Here is a 19,153-nt window from a genome sequence, read left to right on the forward strand (position 1 = left end):
GGGGTGCATTTCAAATTGTCGCCGGCTGGTGGGACACCAGCCGGGGCGGCCCGCCGTGGGCGGTGTCTTCACCGCCCATATGAAGCAAAGCAATGCGACAAAAAATATAGAAAGCCAAAGCAGCGCCATAATTGCCGGCAGCCGGTAGCGGTCGCTTTCCTCATTACTATACTTTGCTGGTTAGGGTTAGCATATGATAACCCTTACGGAAAAAGTATGCCCGTCCAAAATGTTCATCGAAGGAATGTGTATTAAAATCGAAGAAAAGATTGCGTATGCCGAATAGATTATGCAACTGCTGAAACATTGACCATCTTTATATTGTCAACGTTGCTACGCTTTTAATCCCAATCCCTGAAAAGACCCAAACCCTGAAAAAGACCATTAAAAATCCTTAATTCAATACCTATAGAATGGCAGATCCCTATCCCCTGAAACCAACCCTAAAATCCTGATCCTTTAGAAAGACAAGTTTTCCCGATCTTTCAATTACTATGAAACCCAAAAGCATCCATTAACCATGAAATCACCAACAGCCAGGAAATGTTATTGCAGCCCACCCAATGATACACAAGCACACCTCTGATCAAAGAATTATTAAACCGGACGTTACCGCCCGGTTTTTTTTATTTTAAACTGTCCGTATCATTTAAAAAGCCTTGCATCAAACTCAAAAAAAAGCGCAGACGCTACAGCTACCTTCTTGAAACCAGGGTGAGCGGGATTTATCAGTATATTATATTCCCGGGGAATGATGGCGGAAGGCAATTTTAACAGCAGCGATTCACCGGAACTCAACCAGGAATCACCTATAAAACGGCAATAGTCAATATCTGTTTGCCAGCTTTTCTTCAACCCGGCATTTGACAATGTTTTTACCGGCACATCCGGTACTTCTATAGTTAATAATATGTTCGTTTTTATTTCATCGTAACTGGCCTTATGAATAAACAGCTCAAGCAGCGACAAAGAAATAGCGCAGCTACAGTATAACACCGCATTGCCCTTACTGTTCCACCGGCCACCATACCGGCGTGCCCCTTCTCCTGATATATCAGCACTGTATTTTTCCGATGTAAACCTGTACAGCATCATATAAATATACCCTGTTGAATACGACCCATTTCTTCCATTAAAAGCTGTATACCCTTTGTAGAAGTAAGCGCAGTAAAATCGAGCTTTACACCCAATATGTTTTTTTCCCGCTTCAGCCAGCGATAAAAAGCATCCATATCCGTAAATGTTTCCTTTCCCAAATCAATCAGCTCACCGAGATGCAAAATGCGATCCGCATAAATACCTTCAAAAAAAGAGTTATCCCTGGCATAGCGCTGAAGCGTTTTTTCGGAAAGATGCAGTATGGCGCCCCACTCCTTTTGTGTAAAAGGAGTAAGCGCGGCTATCTTTTCAAACTTTTTATAGGAAAAGCCATCCGTAACCGGCAAGGCATGCACGCTTCCGTACACGGCTAAGGGTTCCTCAACCTTAGATTCAAAGTCTTCGGGGTTATCTTTTAGCGGCTTCTTCTTTCGTTTCATATAGCGTCATTTATCCCTCTAATATACGACAATTGTCTGGTACAAAAAATAACTTTACCCTTGTCTGGTTACTGAAAACTAAAAAGCTGCTGCCAACCGGCAACAGCTTTCTGATTGAATGATATGTTTTATTGCTTCAACTAAAAGTTGAACCCTAATCTGAGTCCCAGTAAACCTATTTTAGTATCTGAGTCTTTGAGATGGGTAGCTTCGTAACGAATCCCGGCTTCAAATTTACCCAGGTTAACCCCAACAGAAGGCGCATAGGTAAAGCCTCCGGACTTATCTTTAACGATCTCATCGCTTTCGCTGCCGGCATCGGCCGAGTAAACGGTATAAGCGGCATACCCTGCCTCTCCCATTACAAAAAACCTTTCAGCAAAAATATATTTATAACCGAGCCTTAATGGGATATGGGTACCTATTTTAATATCATCTTCAGACAATGATTTAGGCATTACCAGCAGTGCACCTGGGGAAAAAGTGGCATAGCCCGGACCGGCTTTAACGGAAAACCTGAGGCTTAGTCCAAACTCGGAACTAAATACTTCTTTAAAATCGGCATTTCCTATTATGGGTCCGCCTTCAAATCCAAAACCAAAGCTGAATGGTTTACCGTGTTTTTGAGCATATACCTGGCTCATGTAAAGGGTTGATACAGCAATAACTAAGAGTAGTATTATTTTTTTCATAGCATAGATTTAGCGTAAAACGAATGCATGAAAAAAAAATTGTATAAAACAATTATTGTTCGCTTTCAAATCACTTTAGTTATGAGGAGTATGAAGACGAGCGTTTATCTTTTGCGCAGCGCATAATTTAGCGGAGTATCTATTTTATTTTGTTCTTTGTCGAGCATTACAATTGTGCTATCGTCCTGTTTTAAAAAATATTTAGGCTCGTCGGGTCTGTCGTAATTCAAAAAAAACACCGACGCGTCCTTGTCTGTTTTTATCCCTTTTACTATATCCCATCTGCCTTTACTGGTAAATGTAGTGTCGCCGGTATCTACGCCTAAGTAAGTTTCCTTTAAAATATAATTGTTATTATCGGCATTGGCTACATCCTGGTACAATGTTAATTCTGTTCTAATTCCTTCACAATCAGCACAGGGCAATACACCTTCAAATACGCCAACAAGCATACGGGTGGCATCGGGCTCTCCGGGTACCTGCGTTTTTATTGCAAGCGCTGAATCTATATCGGGAATGGAGGAAGGGGTGGTTGCAGGGCGGCTATTACAGGCAATAAACAATAATATCACACAGGCTGGCAGCAATATCTTTTTCATACGTACTTGTCTTTTATTAAAGATAAAAAAACTAAGCTGACCAGCAGGTAGCGCTCCGGGTATTTTGAAAAATTTATGCAAAATAATGTACTTTCTTCCCGGGATAAGGATTCCATTTCACTTCGCCAATATGAGTATGTGCCTTTATACTGCTGCCATCATAAAATTTAAAAAGCTGGTAATGCTCATACCCCGATCTTGATTGGATACCCGATTGATCCTCCGAGTCAATATACACATCTCCCGAAATAACTTCGAGGCTTGCTTCTTCCCGCACAAAAAGATCATCAAGATGAGAATGCACATCGCCCAGCCAGTTTTTTGTGATGAGATTTTTGTACGAACCTGATACAGACAGGCTGCCCGTAAGCTGGCGGAAACGCACTATACTTTCATCGGGTACGTAAATCTTTATTTTGATGGCATTACTATTGACCAAAATAGAGGAAAAAGATTGATGCGCTATCGTTATGCGGTCATTTGTGTACAACAACCCCGGAACGATATCCATATTGCTGATGGCGCCCGCATCTATTTTAACACTAAGCTCAGGATGCGTATACAATTCAAAGGATCCGCTCCACACCCTGATATCAATGGGCAGATGCCGGCTAAGATTGATTTGCTGTTCAGTTTTTTTCATTTTAAATTATTTTTTAAAAATAAGGCTGCCCGGTACACCTGCTACGGCATTGTACAAAATGCGGTTGCAATAAATTGCTAACCCGATACCATGCTGTTTTATGCTTATATTCCTAGTACCTGCTTTAGTTTCAGGTATCCTGTTTTGCTCACCGGCACCTTCAGCCCGGTATGCAGTACTGCTATATAATTTTCTTTTTCGTAGGGGTCCAGGCGGGTAACCTGTTGTATGTTTACCATATAAGAACGGTGCGTGCGTACAAACTGGCGTGCATCCAGGAATTGTTCAAAATACTGCATTGTTTTATTTTTCAGGTGCGTACCCGAAGCCGTATGTATTTTCACATAGTCATCTGCCGCTTCGAGGTATTGTATATCATGTAGCGGTATTATTTTTATTTTTCCGTTACTTTTTACTACTATACGGCTATGCTGAAGTGGTGTTTGGGCAGCAGTTGTCAACAAGGCAGGGGCAAACAGTGTACCGGTATTATTGGCCTCCTGTGCCAGCCATTTTTGAAGCGCTTTATCAAAGCGTTCTTTATTAAATGGTTTCAACAGGTAATCTATGGCGTGCGCCTCAAATGCACGGATGGCATATTCATCAAAAGCAGTTGTAAAAATAACCGATGGCGGCCGGTCAATAAGTTCCAGCATTTCAAACCCGTTGATTTTAGGCATTTGGATGTCTAAGAAGATAAGATCGGGCTGGTGCTGCATAATGGCTTTTACACCTTCAAACCCATCGCGGCATTCTTCCAGCACCTCAATCTGTGTATAATCCTGCAGATATTCCTTTACGATGCTTCTTGCCAACGGTTCATCATCTATTATGAGTACCTTAATCATTGCTGCGGAATTTTTACCTGTGTAATAAAAATATTTCCTGTCGTGGAAGTGCTGAGCAGATCATTCCTCGCAAAGAGGAGCGATAATCTTCTTTGCACGGAGCTTAATCCAAAGCCTGTTCCTTTTTTGGGTTGAGAAATTTCCGGATCAAAAGGGTTTTTCACCGTCACTATAAGCATTTGTCCTTCCGCGGCAGCATCTATACTAATAGTAATATCATCCGTAGTATCGTACAGCCCGAATTTAATAGCATTCTCCACAACGGGCTGAAGCAACATGGCAGGCAATTTCATAGACTGTGCTGAAGCATCACTCCTGATCTCGGTTGCTAACCGGTGTCCAAACCGTACCTTTTCTATGCTTAAATACAGTTCAAGATATTGTACTTCTTCGGAAAGCATCACCCACAGGTGCTCCTCCTTTTTAAGCGTGCTTCTCAAATAGTCCGACAACTGCTGTATCATTTTTCTTGCTTCAGCCGGCTGGCTGATAATAAGGGCGCTGATGGAATTTAAACTATTGAAAAGAAAATGGGGCTGTAGTTGCTGGCGGAGCTTATACAATTCTGCATCCCTGGCAATCTTCTCCGATTCATTTTTTCTGCTATCCTGCTCCTTTTGTTCTTCCAGGGTATACCCCAATACACTGATCAATATTACACATCCCGAAATAAGTATGGCTATAGCAAGCCGTATGGGTAACGATTCATTAAAAGTACTTACCGCAAACTCATCTGCCACATAAGATAACACCAGCTTTGCGCAGCCCAGCCATAGCAGGGCAAAGCCAATACACATCAGAAAAAGGTAGGTAAACGACTCCTTTCGCGGCAGGTAATACCGCAAGCTTGTTATAATAAGCAGCGACATTCCGGCAAGTAAGATATTGCATACCGCGCTGTCTAACCACGATGCTTCAAAACTATAGCCCCACTCCTGCAATACCCATGCATGTATGGCAGACCAACTGATCCAGAATATTGCAAAATAATACCTGTACTTCGTTATAGATAATGGTGATGCCGGCACAGTTTTGATTTTATAAAGCCTGCAAAAAATGCCTGGCGCTGTTCAATTGCAAATTTGCCGCTCTTTTATGCACGAGCTCGGCATAGAGGTCGCCATTTTCCCTTTCTTCAATCCTGCTATACAATTCCACACCATCAATCAGTTCCGCTATCCTGTATAATTCCGACACATTAACAAACTGCCATTGTACTAATTTTTCCGATTTGTTATAAAAGCTGTCTTCTTCCTGCTTACCAATAGCTGAAGCTTTTTTAAACGCTTCCGCATCATCAGGCGCTACGATCAGCCTCAGTTGTTCATCAAATTGTGGTGTATGATCTCCTTCGCCACAAATAATACGGTATACAATTTTTGCAAGAAACCAATTCATAAGTGTTCGATTTTGCAGTTAATAACTTTTAATTTCTATACCACCAAAAATAGTGGTACCATCAATGACTAATACCTTGTCGGGATCGGGGGCAACGTTAGACGGAGACCTTTTATCTTCAAATCCGCCGAAAATAGAAGTAACGGTTGACTTAATGGTCCAGTGGGCAGGTACAATAAGCTTGGTGCCTCCAAAAATTTGTGTAATATCCAGCTTAACCCTGCCCGATAATTCGGCCTGGGAACAATTAATTTCTGTTCCCCCCATAAAGTTGGTAATATCACCTCCCTTAAAATTTTTGGAAAGAATTACTTTTTTTGAGCTGCCCAGGATAGCCGTACTGTCTATAAAATCATCATCATCATTCCTGCTATATGCTGCTTCCTGCGCCGGGTTGGGGGTCTCAGGAGCGCTTATGTTATTTTTTTCTGCATCATTCCAATCCCATCCCCATCTTTCCCGCATCCACCTTTTCCTGGAACCGGCACCAAAGATCATAAACAACCCTATAGAAATAATAACAAACGGCCATATAAAAGGCTTAAGGTCGGCTCCGGGAACAATTTTATCGGCCAGGAAAATACATCCTAACCCGATCAGTATGATCCAGCCCGGTCCGCGGAAGCCATGTTTTAAACCTGTAAATACCCCTACTGCTATTAAAATCATTGGCCAACTCAGTACCCATGAGGGGAAATCGAAAACGGTTTGGCGCAGGATAGCAGCCACTCCTATCAGCAATAAGAATAACCCTGCGAGCACCGTGCCCGTTCTGTTTTCGTTACAATGCCCCCTGTTTTTCCAATGACGTCTTCTGTTTTGCATACCAGATAATTTTATGTAAAACTATATTGTTAAGCAGTGCGTGGCAAGCATATATAGGTTACCCTACCGGGATTCCCGGTAAATGCCCCTTTTTTACCGGTAAATAAATTTAAAATCTTAAATTTCAAATTATAAAAATCTGCTCCCCAACTCCTATCTTTGCGGCAAATTTCAGGTAACCATGTCTTCAAATTGCCTAAAATCCTTATTGGTAGCGGCTTTCAGTGTATATATGCTCTTTTATTGTAATGCATCTTTTTCGCAAAGTGCAACGAATAACGGGCTTACAGAACAGCACCATAATACGGAGCAAAAAGAACAGGGAGATTTTGATGTTGCAGCCACCATTTTAGACCATATACGCGATCATCATAGCTGGCATTTATGGGGGCATACTGCTATACACCTGCCTGTTATTTTAAAAACAGACAAAGGCTTTGAGGCGTTCTCTTCTTCTAAATTATCAGACGAGCATCACCAGCCGGTAGTGTATAATGGCAACTATCCCTACAAACTAATTGAAGGAAAGATCAAAATAATGAATGCAGACGGCAGTGTAAATGCGGAGGCTTCCAAAAAAGTTTTTGACATTTCCATTACCAAGAATGTTGTATCCATGTTCATTACTGTTTTCCTGCTCATTATTGTTTTCCTGGGAGTAGCCAGGGCGTATGCAAAAACAGGTGTTACATCTGCTCCCAAAGGTTTTCAGTCGTTTATTGAGCCTGTAATCATATTCATAAGAGACGAGGTTGGCAAACCTTACCTGGGACATCATGCCCCACGGTTCATGCCTTTCCTCCTTACCATATTCTTTTTTATATGGATCAATAACCTGCTGGGATTGGTTCCTTTTTTCCCGGGTGGCGCCAACCTGAGTGGCAATATCGCTTTTACTTTTACGCTTGCGCTGTTCACCTTTGTAATTGTAAATATTAACGGAAAGAAAGATTACTGGAAACATATTTTCTGGATGCCGGGGCTTCCCACTCCCATGAAAATATTTTTGATGCCCATTGAACTACTGGGTGTTTTTATAAAACCCATTTCGCTAACCATCCGGTTGTTTGCCAATATTACAGCCGGGCATATACTGGTACTGAGCTTAGTTTCCCTCATCTTTATCTTTAAAGCTGTGGCGGCATCGGCAATGGCGGTTCCTTTTACGGTTTTTATAAGTGTTATTGAACTGCTGGTGGGCTTTATCCAGGCTTTTATTTTTGCAATGTTATCGGCTTTGTATATAGGAATGGCAATTGAAGAGCATCATGAACAGGATCTGGTATTATAATCGTTTTTATTCACTTTTAAATATTAAAAAATGGTAGTAGGAAGTGTTGCTGCAATAGGTGCAGGTTTAGCAGCCATCGGTGCAGGTATTGGTATCGGTCAGATCGGTAAGGGCGCCGTTGAAGGTATTGCCCGCCAGCCGGAAGCTGCCAATGAGATCCGTACCAACATGATCGTTGCTGCGGCGTTGGTAGAAGCAGTATCCCTGTTTGCAGTGGTTGTTGCCCTGCTTGGCAATGGCTAAACAAATTTCATCTGTACAGACCTTTAGCACAGGGCGAAGAGGTCTGTACCTTTAACGTAAATTTTATTAAGCATAAAGCATATTACTATGTTATTAGAAATAAACCCGCTGGTGCTTCCCGATCCGGGATTAATGATATGGTCTACACTGGCGTTCCTGATCCTCCTGTTTGTGTTAGGCAAATTTGCATGGAAGCCTATTATGAAAGCCATTAGTGAAAGAGAACAGGGAATTAATGATTCTTTGGCTACCGCCGAAAAAGTAAGAGCGGAAATGGCGCAGCTAAAAAGCGATAACGAAATATTATTAGTGCAGGCCCGTGAAGAAAGAGCCCAGATATTAAAAGAAGCCAAAGAAATAAAGGACAGGATGATCAATGACGCCAAAGAGCAGGCTAAAGAAGCGGCTGCTAAAATCATGGCAGATACACAGCAGGCAATTGAAAACCAGAAAATGGCTGCATTAATTGACCTGAAGAACCAGGTGGGCAACATGGTGGTAGAGGTTTCAGAAAAAATATTGCGCCGCGAATTATCGAATAAGCCGGAACAGGAGAATTATATAAAGCAACTGACCAGCGAAATTAAACTGAATTAGGTTTTGAGTTCAGGAATGAAAAGTGATTTAGCAGCTCATTTCAAATCTCAAATTTCAAATTTCAAATCGTTCTAATGCTCCAACCACGTTTAGCCGGAAGATATGCCAAAAGTTTGGTTGATTTAGCGCAGGAGCGCAATCAACTGGAACAGGTATACGCCGATATGATTTTTTTACAGTCTGTTTGCCGCCAGAGCCGTGAGTTTGTAACGCTCATGCGCAGTCCTGTAATTAATGCCGACAAAAAAAACAGCATCTTAGATGCTATTACCAAGGATAAAGTGGCGGTGCTTACGGCAGCATTTAATAAATTACTGATACAAAAAGGCAGAGAAAGCATTTTACCGGAAATCGTAAACGCCTTCATTGATCAGTACAATATCATTAAAGGCATTCATAAAGTTAAATTGGCCACAGCGGAACCTATAAGCGAAGCATTGAAGAAAGCAATTGAGCACAAATTAAAAACGGATGCAGCACTTCCAACAATAGAATTGGAAACAGTTGTAAAAGAAGAGCTTATCGGAGGTTTTGTGCTGGAATTCGATAATAAACTGGTAGACGCCAGCATACTGAGAGATTTAAAAGATATTCAAAAGCAGTTCAGAAGCAACATATATGTAAAGAATATCAGGTAATACTTCCCAAAACGGGAAAGCCTGTTTTATATAAAATTGATTAATAAAAATATAAACTAAAACATATGGCAGAAATTAAGCCCGACGAAATAAGTGCGATACTGCGCCAGCAGCTAAGCAATTTTAATGCAGGCGCCGACCTGGAAGAAGTAGGCACCGTATTACAGGTGGGTGATGGTATTGCCCGTATTTATGGCTTAAACAATGTACGCGCCGGTGAGCTGGTTGAATTTGACAATGGCGTTAAAGCGGTGGCTTTAAACCTTGAAGAAGATAATGTGGGCGTGGTGCTGATGGGTGAATCGTCGGAAATTAAAGAAGGACATAAGGTAAAAAGAACCGGCAGCATTGCTTCGCTGAAAGTAGGCGAAGGACTGGTTGGACGTGTAATTAATGTGTTGGGTGAACCCATAGATGGCAAAGGCCCCGTTACAGGTGAACTGTTTGAGATGCCATTGGAGCGTAAAGCGCCCGGTGTAATTTACCGTGAGCCGGTAAAGGAACCCCTGCAAACGGGCATCAAGGCTATTGATGCCATGATTCCTATCGGCCGCGGCCAGCGTGAGCTGATCATCGGAGACCGCCAAACAGGTAAAACCGCCATTGCGGTTGATACCATTATCAATCAAAGGGAATTTTACCAGGCAGGTAAGCCCGTGTATTGTATATATGTTGCGTGCGGACAAAAAGCTTCCACCATTGCCAACGTTATGAAAACGCTGGAAGATAACGGCGCTTTGGAATATACGGTTATCGTTGCAGCTTCCGCTTCCGATCCTGCTCCGCAGCAATTCTTTGCGCCCTATGCAGGAGCTGCTATTGGCGAGTATTTTCGTGACACCGGCCGCCCGGCGCTGATCGTATACGATGATTTAAGTAAACAGGCAGTAGCTTACCGCGAGGTATCCCTGTTATTACGTCGTCCCCCCGGCCGCGAAGCATACCCCGGCGATGTGTTTTACCTACACAGCCGCCTGCTGGAACGCGCAGCAAAAGTGATCAGCGATGATGCGGTAGCCAAAAACATGAATGACGTGCCCGACAGCATCAGGCATCTTATAAAAGGTGGCGGATCATTAACTGCGCTTCCCATTATTGAAACACAGGCAGGTGATGTATCGGCATATATACCTACTAACGTGATTTCCATTACCGACGGGCAGATATTCCTGGAATCGAACCTCTTTAACGCGGGTATCCGCCCTGCCATTAACGTAGGTATTTCGGTTAGCCGTGTGGGTGGTAACGCCCAGATCAAATCTATGAAAAAGGTAGCGGGCACACTTAAGCTCGACCAGGCCTTATACCGCGAAATGGAGGCATTTTCCAAATTCGGCGGCGACCTGGATGCAGCTACTAAATTAGTGTTAGACAAAGGCGCCCGTAACGTGGAAATCCTTAAGCAGCCGCAGTATTCTCCTTTTTCGGTGGAAAAGCAGGTAGCCATTATTTACCTGGGAACACAGGGATTATTAAGAGATGTGCCTGTAAATAAAGTAAAAGAATTCGAGGAACTATTCCTGATAGAAATGGAAAATAAATTACCGGATGTGCTCAATGAATTCAAAAGAGGTAACCTGCCTGAAGAAGGCGTTAAGAAAATGACGGAAATAGCAAAGGCGCTTATGTCGAGATACAAGTAAGCCATCCTATTCATTTGTATACAAACTGCCCCGGTAAATTTTGCCGGGGCAGTTTGCGTTTTAACAGAAGTTCAATACCTCATCTTCATATACTTTCAGCCGGGTTTAATACGTTATAGCGTAGCGAAAATAAGTGTATCCCATTATTTGGTTGACATATGATAATCAGAAAAGTTTTGGTCGAAGAAAAATGCAGATGCATCGAATAGTAAAAAAATAAGCGGTTACACGTAGTAGCTTTGTTTCAGAAAGCGCATTTTCAGACAATCCAACCTTATGAAAGCCATAAACCCTGGCAATATGAAAATACATTTCTACCCTTCACGAAAATTATGGCGATACAATATTCTGATAGTATTCACCATGTTTATTTATACTACAGCCTACGCACAGCCGCCGGCAGATTCGGCTACTCATTCATTTCCCGTAAGCGTTGGAAGACCCTGCGGAGGTAATACCAGTACCCATTCAGCCCATGTTTTTAAGTATAACAGCATTACTAAAACATTAAGTGATATTCAGGATTGTAAACCAAACCTGGCCAGCCCCGGGTTCAGCATTTCTTCTGCAGGCATTTCCTATAACCCGGCCGACCACATGTTGTATTATTATAGATATACAGGTGGAAACACACATGTATGGCGTTGGACACCAGGTGATGTGTGCCCTCCTCTAACAGCAAAATATGATACTTATCCTGGTGCTATTCTGGGATTCGCATTTGACCCTGACGGGTTATGTTATCAGCTTATATTTAGCGGATCTTCATCCCCCTCTTATAATATAGCATTAAGAACCGTTGATTTTTCAACGGGAACCTTTGGGCCTGCCGTACCCATTACACGCCCCGCGGGGTTTAATATTACCTCTCAAAACGGAGATATAACCCTTACGCCTGATGGAAAGATGCTTATGGTGTGGGATAAAAAATATTTTGCGGTAAATTACCAGGATTATGGTACTGCCCCATCTCTTGTAGCTACACCTATCGCTACTTTGAGCGGTAGCCATATAGTTGGACTTTCTTTTTCAGAGGGAAGATTAATTGCCGCTGATGCTGGTAATCAATACTGGGATTTAGACCTGCTTACCGGTGCAAAAACAGCTATTACACAGGCGCCTTGTTATCAGAGTAACGATATGACCGAAATTATTTCCGGTATTGGAGTCGCTAAAAAGCTGTCGTCGGCAACCCCAACAGGTGTACCAGGTCAATACGATCTGAGCTATGACATATTTGTAAAGAACTATGGTGGTTGGGATATAAACGATGTACAGGTCATTGAATTGCTGAGGGGTAATGGAATCATAACACCTTTTACCGGTTCAAATAACCCAACCAATGTTACTGCTACGCTTATTGACAACCCGGCAGGAGTAGCGCTTAACCCGTCATATAATGGTTTCAGTAACGCTAATCTCCTGGCACCCGGACAGATTTTACGTAATGCCCCTGTAGCAAATAACCATTTTACTATAAGAGTATCGTTTAGAGTAAGCAATATCGTTATAGGCAAGGTATATAATAATAATGCAAAAGTAACAGGTAGAGGGTATGCAGGCTTAGCCCTGGCCGATATCTCCACGGACGGTGATAACCCCGATTTGAACAACAATGCTAAACCAAATGACCCTGGTGAAAATCAGCCAACCCCATTTGTTATTTTAACCGCTGCCGAAATGCCGCCCTGCGAAGCTTTAAATAAAATAATATATAAACAGGAGTTCGGAACCGGCAACAATATAGTAACACCTATACCCGTAGCAACCGGAACAGCGGGAACAGCAGCTACCGATTACACAGGAAATACCGTCCAGCCATTAGGTATAGAGGAATATGCTATTACCAATAACGCTAATAAAGGTAATACTGCACGCTGGATCAGCCGTACGGATCATACCGGCAACTCAAACGGAAGAATGATGGTAGTGAACGCCGACGTAAAATCCAATAAAATTTACAGCGATAGAATAAATGTTACATGCGGCAATCTTAAATATTCACTATTCGCCTTTGTGTCAAATATTTCTAATTCGACCTATGAGAATTTTTGTGATGGTTTTGGCGGGATAGTGAAACCCAAACTTACATTTACCGTAAAGGATGCAGTTTCAGGTCTTATTATTACCAATCTTACCACACCAGAGATAACAAGTGCCGACTGGACGCAATATGGTATGAAATTCGTAATGCCCGCAATGGTCAATGCACAACCTATTAACCAGATCATTATTGAAATTACCAACAATGCGCCAGGTGGTTGCGGTAACGACCTGGCAATAGATGATATACAATTTGGCTTATGCGACCCAACACCTACCGTATCGGTTAATAATACTGCCGGTTGTACCAACGGTGTAACTACATTCAGCGCAGCGCTAAGCGATCCGACAGTGATTTCCGGACCGCTGGAATACCAGTGGCAGAGAAGTGATAATGGAACCAGCGGCTGGGCGGATATTTCGGGAGCAAACAGTGTTGATTACACGATCAGCCCCTTGCAACCTTCCGATATTGGTAAATACTACCGTGTAATTGTGGCGGCTGCGGGTAATATTAATAATGCCACTTGCCGGTATACATCTAATAGCTTCCAGCTTACTGCTAAAACATCGTCTACCGCGCCAACAGGCATTGATGCATCACCTGCACAGACTACCTGCCCGGGGAATGCCGTAAATCTTACGGTACAGGGTGGATCACTGGGTACCAACGCGGTATGGAGATGGTACAGGAACAGTTGTGGCGACACGCTTATCGGCACCGGTAATATGATCTCTGTGCTGCCCACAGAAACCACAACCTATTATGTAAGGGCGGAAGGCGACTGTAATACTACCGCATGCGCTCAGGTAACCATAAACCTTATACCATGTGTTATTCTGCCCGTTGATTTCCTTCAGTTTAGTGCTGTACAACGTGCTCATGCAATTGACCTGGACTGGAGGATTATTACATCAGAACAAATCAGTCATTTTGAAGTAGAACGCTCGGAAGACGGAAGCCATTTTAAAAAGATCGGCACCGTATCAGCAGGTTCCGTTCCTAAAAATGCAGCAGTAAAATTCAGCTACCAGGATGCAGACAATGATATTAGCAGTAATATTATTTATTACCGTATTAAAGTCATAAGCAAAGACGGGGTAAGTAAATACAGTAACATCCTTACGGTACGTACTTCCTCAGTAAACAATGGAAAATTAAAGATCAGCCCTAACCCGGCTTCTTCCTCCGTAAATATCAGCTTTTATTCTGCCCTACGGGGAGCAATGGAGCTGCAGCTATTAGATATGACCGGGAAAATAGTATTGCGTGAACAGCGGGTAGTAGAATCTGGTCAGAACAGCATTACACTTAACCAGTTAGCCAGGCTGAGTGAAGGAATATACACTATCCTTGTTCGCACAGGCGACCGGTGGGAAAGAGAGCGGATTGTAATTAAACGATAGGTCTAAAACAAGTGCATTATAATTATATCCTCTCTTAACAGGGAGGATATTTTTTTGAGTATATGAAACGCCACATCAAATACCTGTGTGTATTTTCATTACTATCTTCGCAGCATGACAAGAAAAGAGCTTATAGAACAAATTCATTCAAAAAAATCCTACCTGTGTGTAGGGTTGGATACGGACATTACTAAAATACCCCGGCATCTTTTATCGCTACCCGACCCGGCTTTTGAATTCAATAAGCAGATCATCGATGCTACCCGGGATCATTGCGTAAGCTATAAAATAAATACCGCCTTTTACGAAAGTCAGGGCACTAAGGGATGGGCAACAATGGAAAAAACAGTGAATTATATTCCCGCCACCCATTTTACCATCGCCGACGCCAAACGGGGAGATATTGGCAATACATCTGCTCAATATGCCAAAGCTTTTTTTGAGGTTTTAAATTTCGACGCCATTACTGTAGCGCCTTATATGGGTGAAGATAGCATACGCCCTTTTCTGGAATACAAAAACAAATGGACCATTGTATTAGGACTTACCTCCAACCCCGGAGCCAAAGACTTTGAATTGCAGCAAACCGGCACAGAAAGATTATACGAAAAAGTGTTGCGAACAGTGACCGGCTGGGGCTCAGCAGAAAATCTGATGTTTGTAATTGGCGCCACACAGGCTGATGTATTCACTAATGTCCGCAATATGCTCCCCGATCACTTTTTCCTGGTACCCGGCGTGGGATTCCAGGGAGGCAGCCTGAAAGACATTTCGGGGAAAGCGATGAATAACGATTGCGGCATATTGATAAACGTTTCGCGGGCCATTATTTTTGCCGGTGAAAAAGAAGACTTTGCCATAGAAGCAAAGGCAATAGCAAAACAATATCAAAAGGAGATGGGTGCCTATATAAAATAAAAAAAGCGCAACTAGCTCTTAGCTGCGCTGTATAAATATTGTTCCTTTATTTTATCCGGAAAGAATATTATAAGCTGAATAAGCCTCCGTTATCATCAGACGAAGAAGGAGTGTCTGCAGCAGGCGGCGTTGGAGTGATCACGGGTTCTGTAACAGGCGCTGACACCGGTTTTTTAGCCGGAGCTTTCTTTCTGGGAGCAGCTTTCTTAGCAGGCGCTTTCTTCACCGGTGCAGCCTTCTTTACTGCTTTTTTAACAGGCGCTTTCTTTTTAGGCGCCGCTTTTTTCACCGCCTTTTTAGCGGCTTTTTTTACAGGTGCATTCTTTTTGGGTGCAGCTTTCTTTACCGCTTTTTTAGCAGGAGCTTTCTTTTTAGGCGCTGCCTTTTTCGCTGCTTTTTTTACTACTTTTTTAGCAGGCGCTTTCTTTTTAGGTGCAGCTTTTTTTACGGCACTTTTTTTCTTTGCTTTAGCCATGATTGTTGGAATTTATTGTGTTTGAAGAAGTGATTTATTGATGCAGAAAATTAGGTAATAATATTTATAATATTTAAAAACATGCTTATTTTTTTTATAGCTGCATACAAAAATCATCCGTTATTTAATAAACAAGTAATTGCTCCACGCTTTCACAACCCGGCGGAGCGCTTAAGTCATACACAGCATCCGGATACAATAGGGAAGAATCGCCTTGCCCTATAAAGCTTCCTCCAATGCCCTGTAAGGGGTGCTCCTTCAAATACACAGAGCCACAATAACAATTCTACTTAAACTTACTGCCAAGGCTCCAAAATAGCCCCGGCGCCAGCCCGTTAGGGTCTACATCAGGAGTGACAACATTAAAGGTATTAAATACCCTGTTGCATAGCAGTAAAAAGCGTATACCCAGGACATGGTGGAATAAAAACCGTAATATACCGGCAAAAAAAACACAGAAGCAGGAAGACACGTAATATAGTACATACCATTTTCGTGCCCCGGAGCTTCTGTGATTCAAAAAATGATCCGGACCTGCTAATCCGGAAAAATTATACTACAAATTAGGCTGGGGAGTGTACCGCAAATAGGGTTTTACAATCTTCACACCCTTTGGAAATTTCTTTTCCGCGTCTTCGTTCGAAATAGAAGGAACAACGATCACATCTTCAGTTGGCTTCCAGTCTGCCGGAGTGGCTACACTGTAATTAGCAGTTAATTGCAATGAATCAATAACGCGCAGCACTTCATGAAAATTCCGCCCGGTGGACGCGGGGTAAGTGATCGTCAGTTTTACCTTCTTATCCGGCCCTATAACAAATAAAGAACGTACGGTAAAGTTTTCAGATGCATTAGGATGGATCATTCCATAAGCAGTAGCCACTTTCCTTTCCGGATCAGCAATCAGCGGAAACCGCACATCCGTGTTTTGTGTTTCATTGATATCTTTTACCCATCCAATATGCTTGTCCAGCGGATCAACACTTACCGCCAGCACCTTTACATTACGCTTGGCAAACTCATCCTGCAATAAGGCGGTTTTACCCAGCTCGGTAGTGCAAACAGGCGTAAAATCGGCAGGATGGGAAAACAAAACGCCCCAGCCATTGCCGAGAAATTCGTAAAAATCAATTTTACCCGCTGTTGTTTCGGCAGTAAAATTTGGTGCAATATCACCTAAACGCAAACTCATAATAGATCATTTAAAAGTTATAAAAAGGATTACAAATATATATTCTTTTCCTACCATTTTGGTGGACTATAAAGTTAAAAAATTAAATTGTCCTTGCCCGGGCTATGGCATCTTTACCGAACCTGCCTTTAACGGCATCAATGGCGTTATACAGATCCGTCTTTTTTTCACTGTTTTCAAAAAGATTGGTTTGCCTGGCCTCGTTGGTCAGCTCACTCAATTTTACCCCCAGCAAACGAACTGGCTGCCCCTTCCGGTAAAGTTTATAAAAAAGTGCCTTAGCCGCCGGTATAAGCTCATCATCGTAGCAGGTATAGGAAATAGCCGTTTGGCGCGATGAGGTCTCAAAGTCGGGGTACCTGATCTTTACGGCTATACAACCCGCCATTTTATCATCCTGCCTCAGTTCATAGGCTATGCGCTCTGTCATACGAACCAGCTCACTCATAATAAAATCCATATCGGTACTGCTGGTTTCAAACGTATTTTCTGTAGAAACAGATTTAGCTTCATAATAAGGAACTACCTCTCCGTGATGAATTCCCTGAGCCTTGTTCCAGAGTTCCTGCCCATAGCCGCCCAGTAGAAACTCCAGGTCTGATGGCTTCCGGGCGCTTATATCTCCAATCGTTTGTATACCAATGGCCAATAAATGCTGATAAGTTTGCTTTCCAATGCCGGGAATGGCATTGACCGGTAAAGGTGAGAGAAATTCTTTTTCCATGCCGGGCTTCACCTGCATATAACCGTTAGGTTTGGCCGCATTGGTTGCCATTTTAGCTATCATTTTATTGGATGCCAGCCCAAAGGAAATGGGCAGACCCGTTTTATCAATAATTTCCTGCCTCATGTCAATGGTCCATTGCCAGGGATTAAAATATTTATCCATGCCGGTAAGGTCAAGATAAAATTCATCAATGGACGCTTTTTCAAACAAAGGAGCTTTGGTCCCTATGATCTCTGTAACCCACCTCGAATATTTGCTGTATTCACCCCTGGTTCCTTTTACTATGGTTGCCTGCGGGCATAGCCGCATGGCGGTAGCCATGGGCATGGCAGAATGAATACCATATTTACGGGCTTCATAACTGCAGGCTGCTACCACACCCCTTTCCCTGCTTCCCCCAACGATCAGCGGAATACCCTTCAGGGAAGGGTTATTAATACATTCCACAGACACAAAAAATGCATCCAGGTCGAAATGTGCTATAGTGCGTAGCTGAGACATGGCTGAAAGAAATGTAATTTACTGCATTCGCAACAATATAGCCGCAGCTATTCCCGCGGTTTCGGTTCTCAGGCGGGTATTACCCAAACTTACGGGTGTAAACCGGTGTTGTAGTGCCGTATCAATTTCGGCAGGGGTAAAATCGCCTTCCGGACCAATACAAACCACTTTATCACCAGTAAACCCTGCCGCTCCGGAAAGCCCGGTTTTTACGGTATCCAAACAATGAGCTATATATTTATTAACGCCATCCGCCCGGCTGATCCATTCTTTAAAGCGCACCGGTTCGGGTAATTCGGGCAACCAGCACTGCTGGCTTTGCAGCATAGCGCTAACCAGGATATTCTTCATTCGTTCCATACGAAAATGAGTCCTTTCTGTTCTTTCGCAGATCAGCGGAATGATTGAGCTCACACCCGTTTCGGTAGCTTTTTCCAGGAACCACTCAAACCGGGATGCATTTTTAAGTAACGAAATAGCAATGGTAACCCGCGGTTGCTGTACCGGAACATTCAATTCGTCTTCAACAAACACACTGCATCCTTTTTTTTGCTGTTCGTGTATAGTTGCCGTTAGCTTTTTGCCTTTTCCATCCGTAAGGCGAAGCCTGTCGCCCTTTTTCATACGCAATACCTGGGTTATGTGCCTGGCAGTAGCCTCATCTAACGCAAGCACGGCGCCGGCGGGAGAGAGGTTTTCAGTATAAAAAAAGGGAAGCGCCATAACTCCTGTATTTCATGCAAATAAAACAAAGATTATTTGCTCCCGCGCAAAAAAAGCTCCCCATTACGGAAAGCTTATTGAAGGATTCATCATCCAACCTCAAAATATATAAATATACGTATACTAATTGCCAGGTTAAGCGTGAAACGGCAGACGGGAAACGTGAGCATCTGACGTCTGTGGTTTCTCTTCTCACGTATAAATGAGACAAA

20 protein-coding genes are annotated in these 19,153 nt (G+C 42.8%); 7 read left to right on the plus strand and 13 right to left on the minus strand.

Annotated elements, in window-relative coordinates; translation table 11 throughout:
- Positions 1–645 precede the first annotated feature (645 nt).
- The 9 genes from PLE34_RS16290 to PLE34_RS16330 form a co-directional block, all read right to left on the minus strand.
- On the minus strand, positions 646–1,095 hold the full coding sequence (locus PLE34_RS16290) for an RES family NAD+ phosphorylase (RefSeq protein ID WP_324558666.1): 450 nt from the start codon (positions 1,093–1,095) through the stop codon (positions 646–648).
- The gene (locus PLE34_RS16295) at positions 1,092–1,538 is read right to left on the minus strand and encodes an Xre family toxin-antitoxin system antitoxin (RefSeq protein WP_324558668.1); all 447 of its coding nucleotides are present in this window, start codon (positions 1,536–1,538) and stop codon (positions 1,092–1,094) included. Before PLE34_RS16295 ends, PLE34_RS16290 begins: the two co-directional genes overlap by 4 nt.
- Before the next feature lie 140 nt (positions 1,539–1,678).
- On the minus strand, positions 1,679–2,230 hold the full coding sequence (locus PLE34_RS16300; protein WP_324558670.1) for a hypothetical protein: 552 nt from the start codon (positions 2,228–2,230) through the stop codon (positions 1,679–1,681).
- A gap of 104 nt (positions 2,231–2,334) precedes the next feature.
- Complete coding sequence (locus PLE34_RS16305) at positions 2,335–2,829, minus strand: copper resistance protein NlpE (RefSeq protein ID WP_324558671.1); 495 nt, start codon at positions 2,827–2,829, stop codon at positions 2,335–2,337.
- A gap of 73 nt (positions 2,830–2,902) precedes the next feature.
- The gene (locus PLE34_RS16310) at positions 2,903–3,472 is read right to left on the minus strand and encodes a hypothetical protein (protein ID WP_324558672.1); all 570 of its coding nucleotides are present in this window, start codon (positions 3,470–3,472) and stop codon (positions 2,903–2,905) included.
- A 104-nt stretch (positions 3,473–3,576) separates the two neighbouring features.
- Positions 3,577–4,320, minus strand: coding sequence for a LytR/AlgR family response regulator transcription factor (locus PLE34_RS16315; protein ID WP_324558674.1), 744 nt, complete (start codon positions 4,318–4,320; stop codon positions 3,577–3,579).
- Entirely contained in the window at positions 4,317–5,348 is a 1,032-nt protein-coding gene (locus PLE34_RS16320) for a sensor histidine kinase (RefSeq protein WP_324558676.1), read from the minus strand. Before PLE34_RS16320 ends, PLE34_RS16315 begins: the two co-directional genes overlap by 4 nt.
- Before the next feature lie 10 nt (positions 5,349–5,358).
- Positions 5,359–5,718 (minus strand): DUF4288 domain-containing protein, encoded by a 360-nt coding sequence (locus PLE34_RS16325; RefSeq protein WP_324558678.1) that lies wholly within the window; start codon positions 5,716–5,718, stop codon positions 5,359–5,361.
- Positions 5,719–5,736: 18 nt separating this feature from the next.
- Positions 5,737–6,543, minus strand: a complete 807-nt coding sequence (locus PLE34_RS16330; RefSeq protein ID WP_324558679.1) for a LiaF transmembrane domain-containing protein — start codon at positions 6,541–6,543, stop codon at positions 5,737–5,739.
- A 181-nt stretch (positions 6,544–6,724) separates the two neighbouring features.
- Between PLE34_RS16330 and atpB the strand changes: the two genes are divergently transcribed.
- From atpB to pyrF, 7 genes are all read left to right on the plus strand, one after another.
- The gene (gene atpB / locus PLE34_RS16335; RefSeq protein WP_324558681.1) at positions 6,725–7,834 is read left to right on the plus strand and encodes a F0F1 ATP synthase subunit A; all 1,110 of its coding nucleotides are present in this window, start codon (positions 6,725–6,727) and stop codon (positions 7,832–7,834) included.
- Positions 7,835–7,864: 30 nt separating this feature from the next.
- Positions 7,865–8,077: an ATP synthase F0 subunit C gene (gene atpE / locus PLE34_RS16340; protein ID WP_152269873.1), complete on the plus strand. Its 213-nt coding sequence runs from the start codon at positions 7,865–7,867 to the stop codon at positions 8,075–8,077.
- A gap of 87 nt (positions 8,078–8,164) precedes the next feature.
- A complete protein-coding gene (atpF, locus tag PLE34_RS16345; RefSeq protein WP_324558683.1) occupies positions 8,165–8,674 on the plus strand; it encodes a F0F1 ATP synthase subunit B in 510 nt (169 codons plus the stop codon).
- Positions 8,675–8,748: 74 nt separating this feature from the next.
- A complete protein-coding gene (atpH, locus tag PLE34_RS16350; protein WP_324558685.1) occupies positions 8,749–9,312 on the plus strand; it encodes an ATP synthase F1 subunit delta in 564 nt (187 codons plus the stop codon).
- Between the two features lie 65 nt (positions 9,313–9,377).
- Positions 9,378–10,955, plus strand: coding sequence for a F0F1 ATP synthase subunit alpha (atpA, locus tag PLE34_RS16355; RefSeq protein ID WP_324558687.1), 1,578 nt, complete (start codon positions 9,378–9,380; stop codon positions 10,953–10,955).
- Between the two features lie 300 nt (positions 10,956–11,255).
- Positions 11,256–14,405, plus strand: coding sequence for an Ig-like domain-containing protein (locus PLE34_RS16360; RefSeq protein WP_324558688.1), 3,150 nt, complete (start codon positions 11,256–11,258; stop codon positions 14,403–14,405).
- Positions 14,406–14,519: 114 nt separating this feature from the next.
- Complete coding sequence (gene pyrF / locus PLE34_RS16365) at positions 14,520–15,323, plus strand: orotidine-5'-phosphate decarboxylase (RefSeq protein ID WP_324558690.1); 804 nt, start codon at positions 14,520–14,522, stop codon at positions 15,321–15,323.
- A 67-nt stretch (positions 15,324–15,390) separates the two neighbouring features.
- Here the strand turns inward: pyrF and PLE34_RS16370 are convergent, their stop codons facing one another.
- From PLE34_RS16370 to PLE34_RS16385, 4 genes are all read right to left on the minus strand, one after another.
- The gene (locus tag PLE34_RS16370) at positions 15,391–15,798 is read right to left on the minus strand and encodes a hypothetical protein (protein WP_324558692.1); all 408 of its coding nucleotides are present in this window, start codon (positions 15,796–15,798) and stop codon (positions 15,391–15,393) included.
- Positions 15,799–16,354: 556 nt separating this feature from the next.
- Positions 16,355–16,990, minus strand: coding sequence for a peroxiredoxin (locus PLE34_RS16375; protein ID WP_324558694.1), 636 nt, complete (start codon positions 16,988–16,990; stop codon positions 16,355–16,357).
- Positions 16,991–17,072: 82 nt separating this feature from the next.
- Positions 17,073–18,218 carry a DNA polymerase IV gene (gene dinB / locus PLE34_RS16380; protein WP_324558696.1) on the minus strand — a complete coding sequence of 382 codons (1,146 nt, stop codon included), beginning with the start codon at positions 18,216–18,218 and terminating at the stop codon, positions 17,073–17,075.
- Positions 18,219–18,236: 18 nt separating this feature from the next.
- Positions 18,237–18,941, minus strand: a complete 705-nt coding sequence (locus tag PLE34_RS16385; protein ID WP_324558698.1) for an RsmE family RNA methyltransferase — start codon at positions 18,939–18,941, stop codon at positions 18,237–18,239.
- Between the last annotated feature and the right edge of the window lie 212 nt (positions 18,942–19,153).

The sequence above is a fragment of the Agriterribacter sp. genome, from assembly GCF_035445465.1.
GTDB lineage: Bacteria > Bacteroidota > Bacteroidia > Chitinophagales > Chitinophagaceae > Agriterribacter.

Coding starts and splice junctions, on each gene's coding strand:
- PLE34_RS16290 (WP_324558666.1), bottom strand. CDS start 1,095: ATGATGCTGTACAGGTTTACATCGGAAAAATACAGTGCTGATATATCA.
- PLE34_RS16295 (WP_324558668.1), bottom strand. CDS start 1,538: ATGAAACGAAAGAAGAAGCCGCTAAAAGATAACCCCGAAGACTTTGAA.
- PLE34_RS16300 (WP_324558670.1), bottom strand. CDS start 2,230: ATGAAAAAAATAATACTACTCTTAGTTATTGCTGTATCAACCCTTTAC.
- PLE34_RS16305 (WP_324558671.1), bottom strand. CDS start 2,829: ATGAAAAAGATATTGCTGCCAGCCTGTGTGATATTATTGTTTATTGCC.
- PLE34_RS16310 (WP_324558672.1), bottom strand. CDS start 3,472: ATGAAAAAAACTGAACAGCAAATCAATCTTAGCCGGCATCTGCCCATT.
- PLE34_RS16315 (WP_324558674.1), bottom strand. CDS start 4,320: ATGATTAAGGTACTCATAATAGATGATGAACCGTTGGCAAGAAGCATC.
- PLE34_RS16325 (WP_324558678.1), bottom strand. CDS start 5,718: ATGAATTGGTTTCTTGCAAAAATTGTATACCGTATTATTTGTGGCGAA.
- PLE34_RS16330 (WP_324558679.1), bottom strand. CDS start 6,543: ATGCAAAACAGAAGACGTCATTGGAAAAACAGGGGGCATTGTAACGAA.
- atpB (WP_324558681.1), top strand. CDS start 6,725: ATGTCTTCAAATTGCCTAAAATCCTTATTGGTAGCGGCTTTCAGTGTA.
- atpE (WP_152269873.1), top strand. CDS start 7,865: ATGGTAGTAGGAAGTGTTGCTGCAATAGGTGCAGGTTTAGCAGCCATC.
- atpF (WP_324558683.1), top strand. CDS start 8,165: ATGTTATTAGAAATAAACCCGCTGGTGCTTCCCGATCCGGGATTAATG.
- atpH (WP_324558685.1), top strand. CDS start 8,749: ATGCTCCAACCACGTTTAGCCGGAAGATATGCCAAAAGTTTGGTTGAT.
- atpA (WP_324558687.1), top strand. CDS start 9,378: ATGGCAGAAATTAAGCCCGACGAAATAAGTGCGATACTGCGCCAGCAG.
- PLE34_RS16360 (WP_324558688.1), top strand. CDS start 11,256: ATGAAAATACATTTCTACCCTTCACGAAAATTATGGCGATACAATATT.
- pyrF (WP_324558690.1), top strand. CDS start 14,520: ATGACAAGAAAAGAGCTTATAGAACAAATTCATTCAAAAAAATCCTAC.
- PLE34_RS16370 (WP_324558692.1), bottom strand. CDS start 15,798: ATGGCTAAAGCAAAGAAAAAAAGTGCCGTAAAAAAAGCTGCACCTAAA.
- PLE34_RS16375 (WP_324558694.1), bottom strand. CDS start 16,990: ATGAGTTTGCGTTTAGGTGATATTGCACCAAATTTTACTGCCGAAACA.
- dinB (WP_324558696.1), bottom strand. CDS start 18,218: ATGTCTCAGCTACGCACTATAGCACATTTCGACCTGGATGCATTTTTT.
- PLE34_RS16385 (WP_324558698.1), bottom strand. CDS start 18,941: ATGGCGCTTCCCTTTTTTTATACTGAAAACCTCTCTCCCGCCGGCGCC.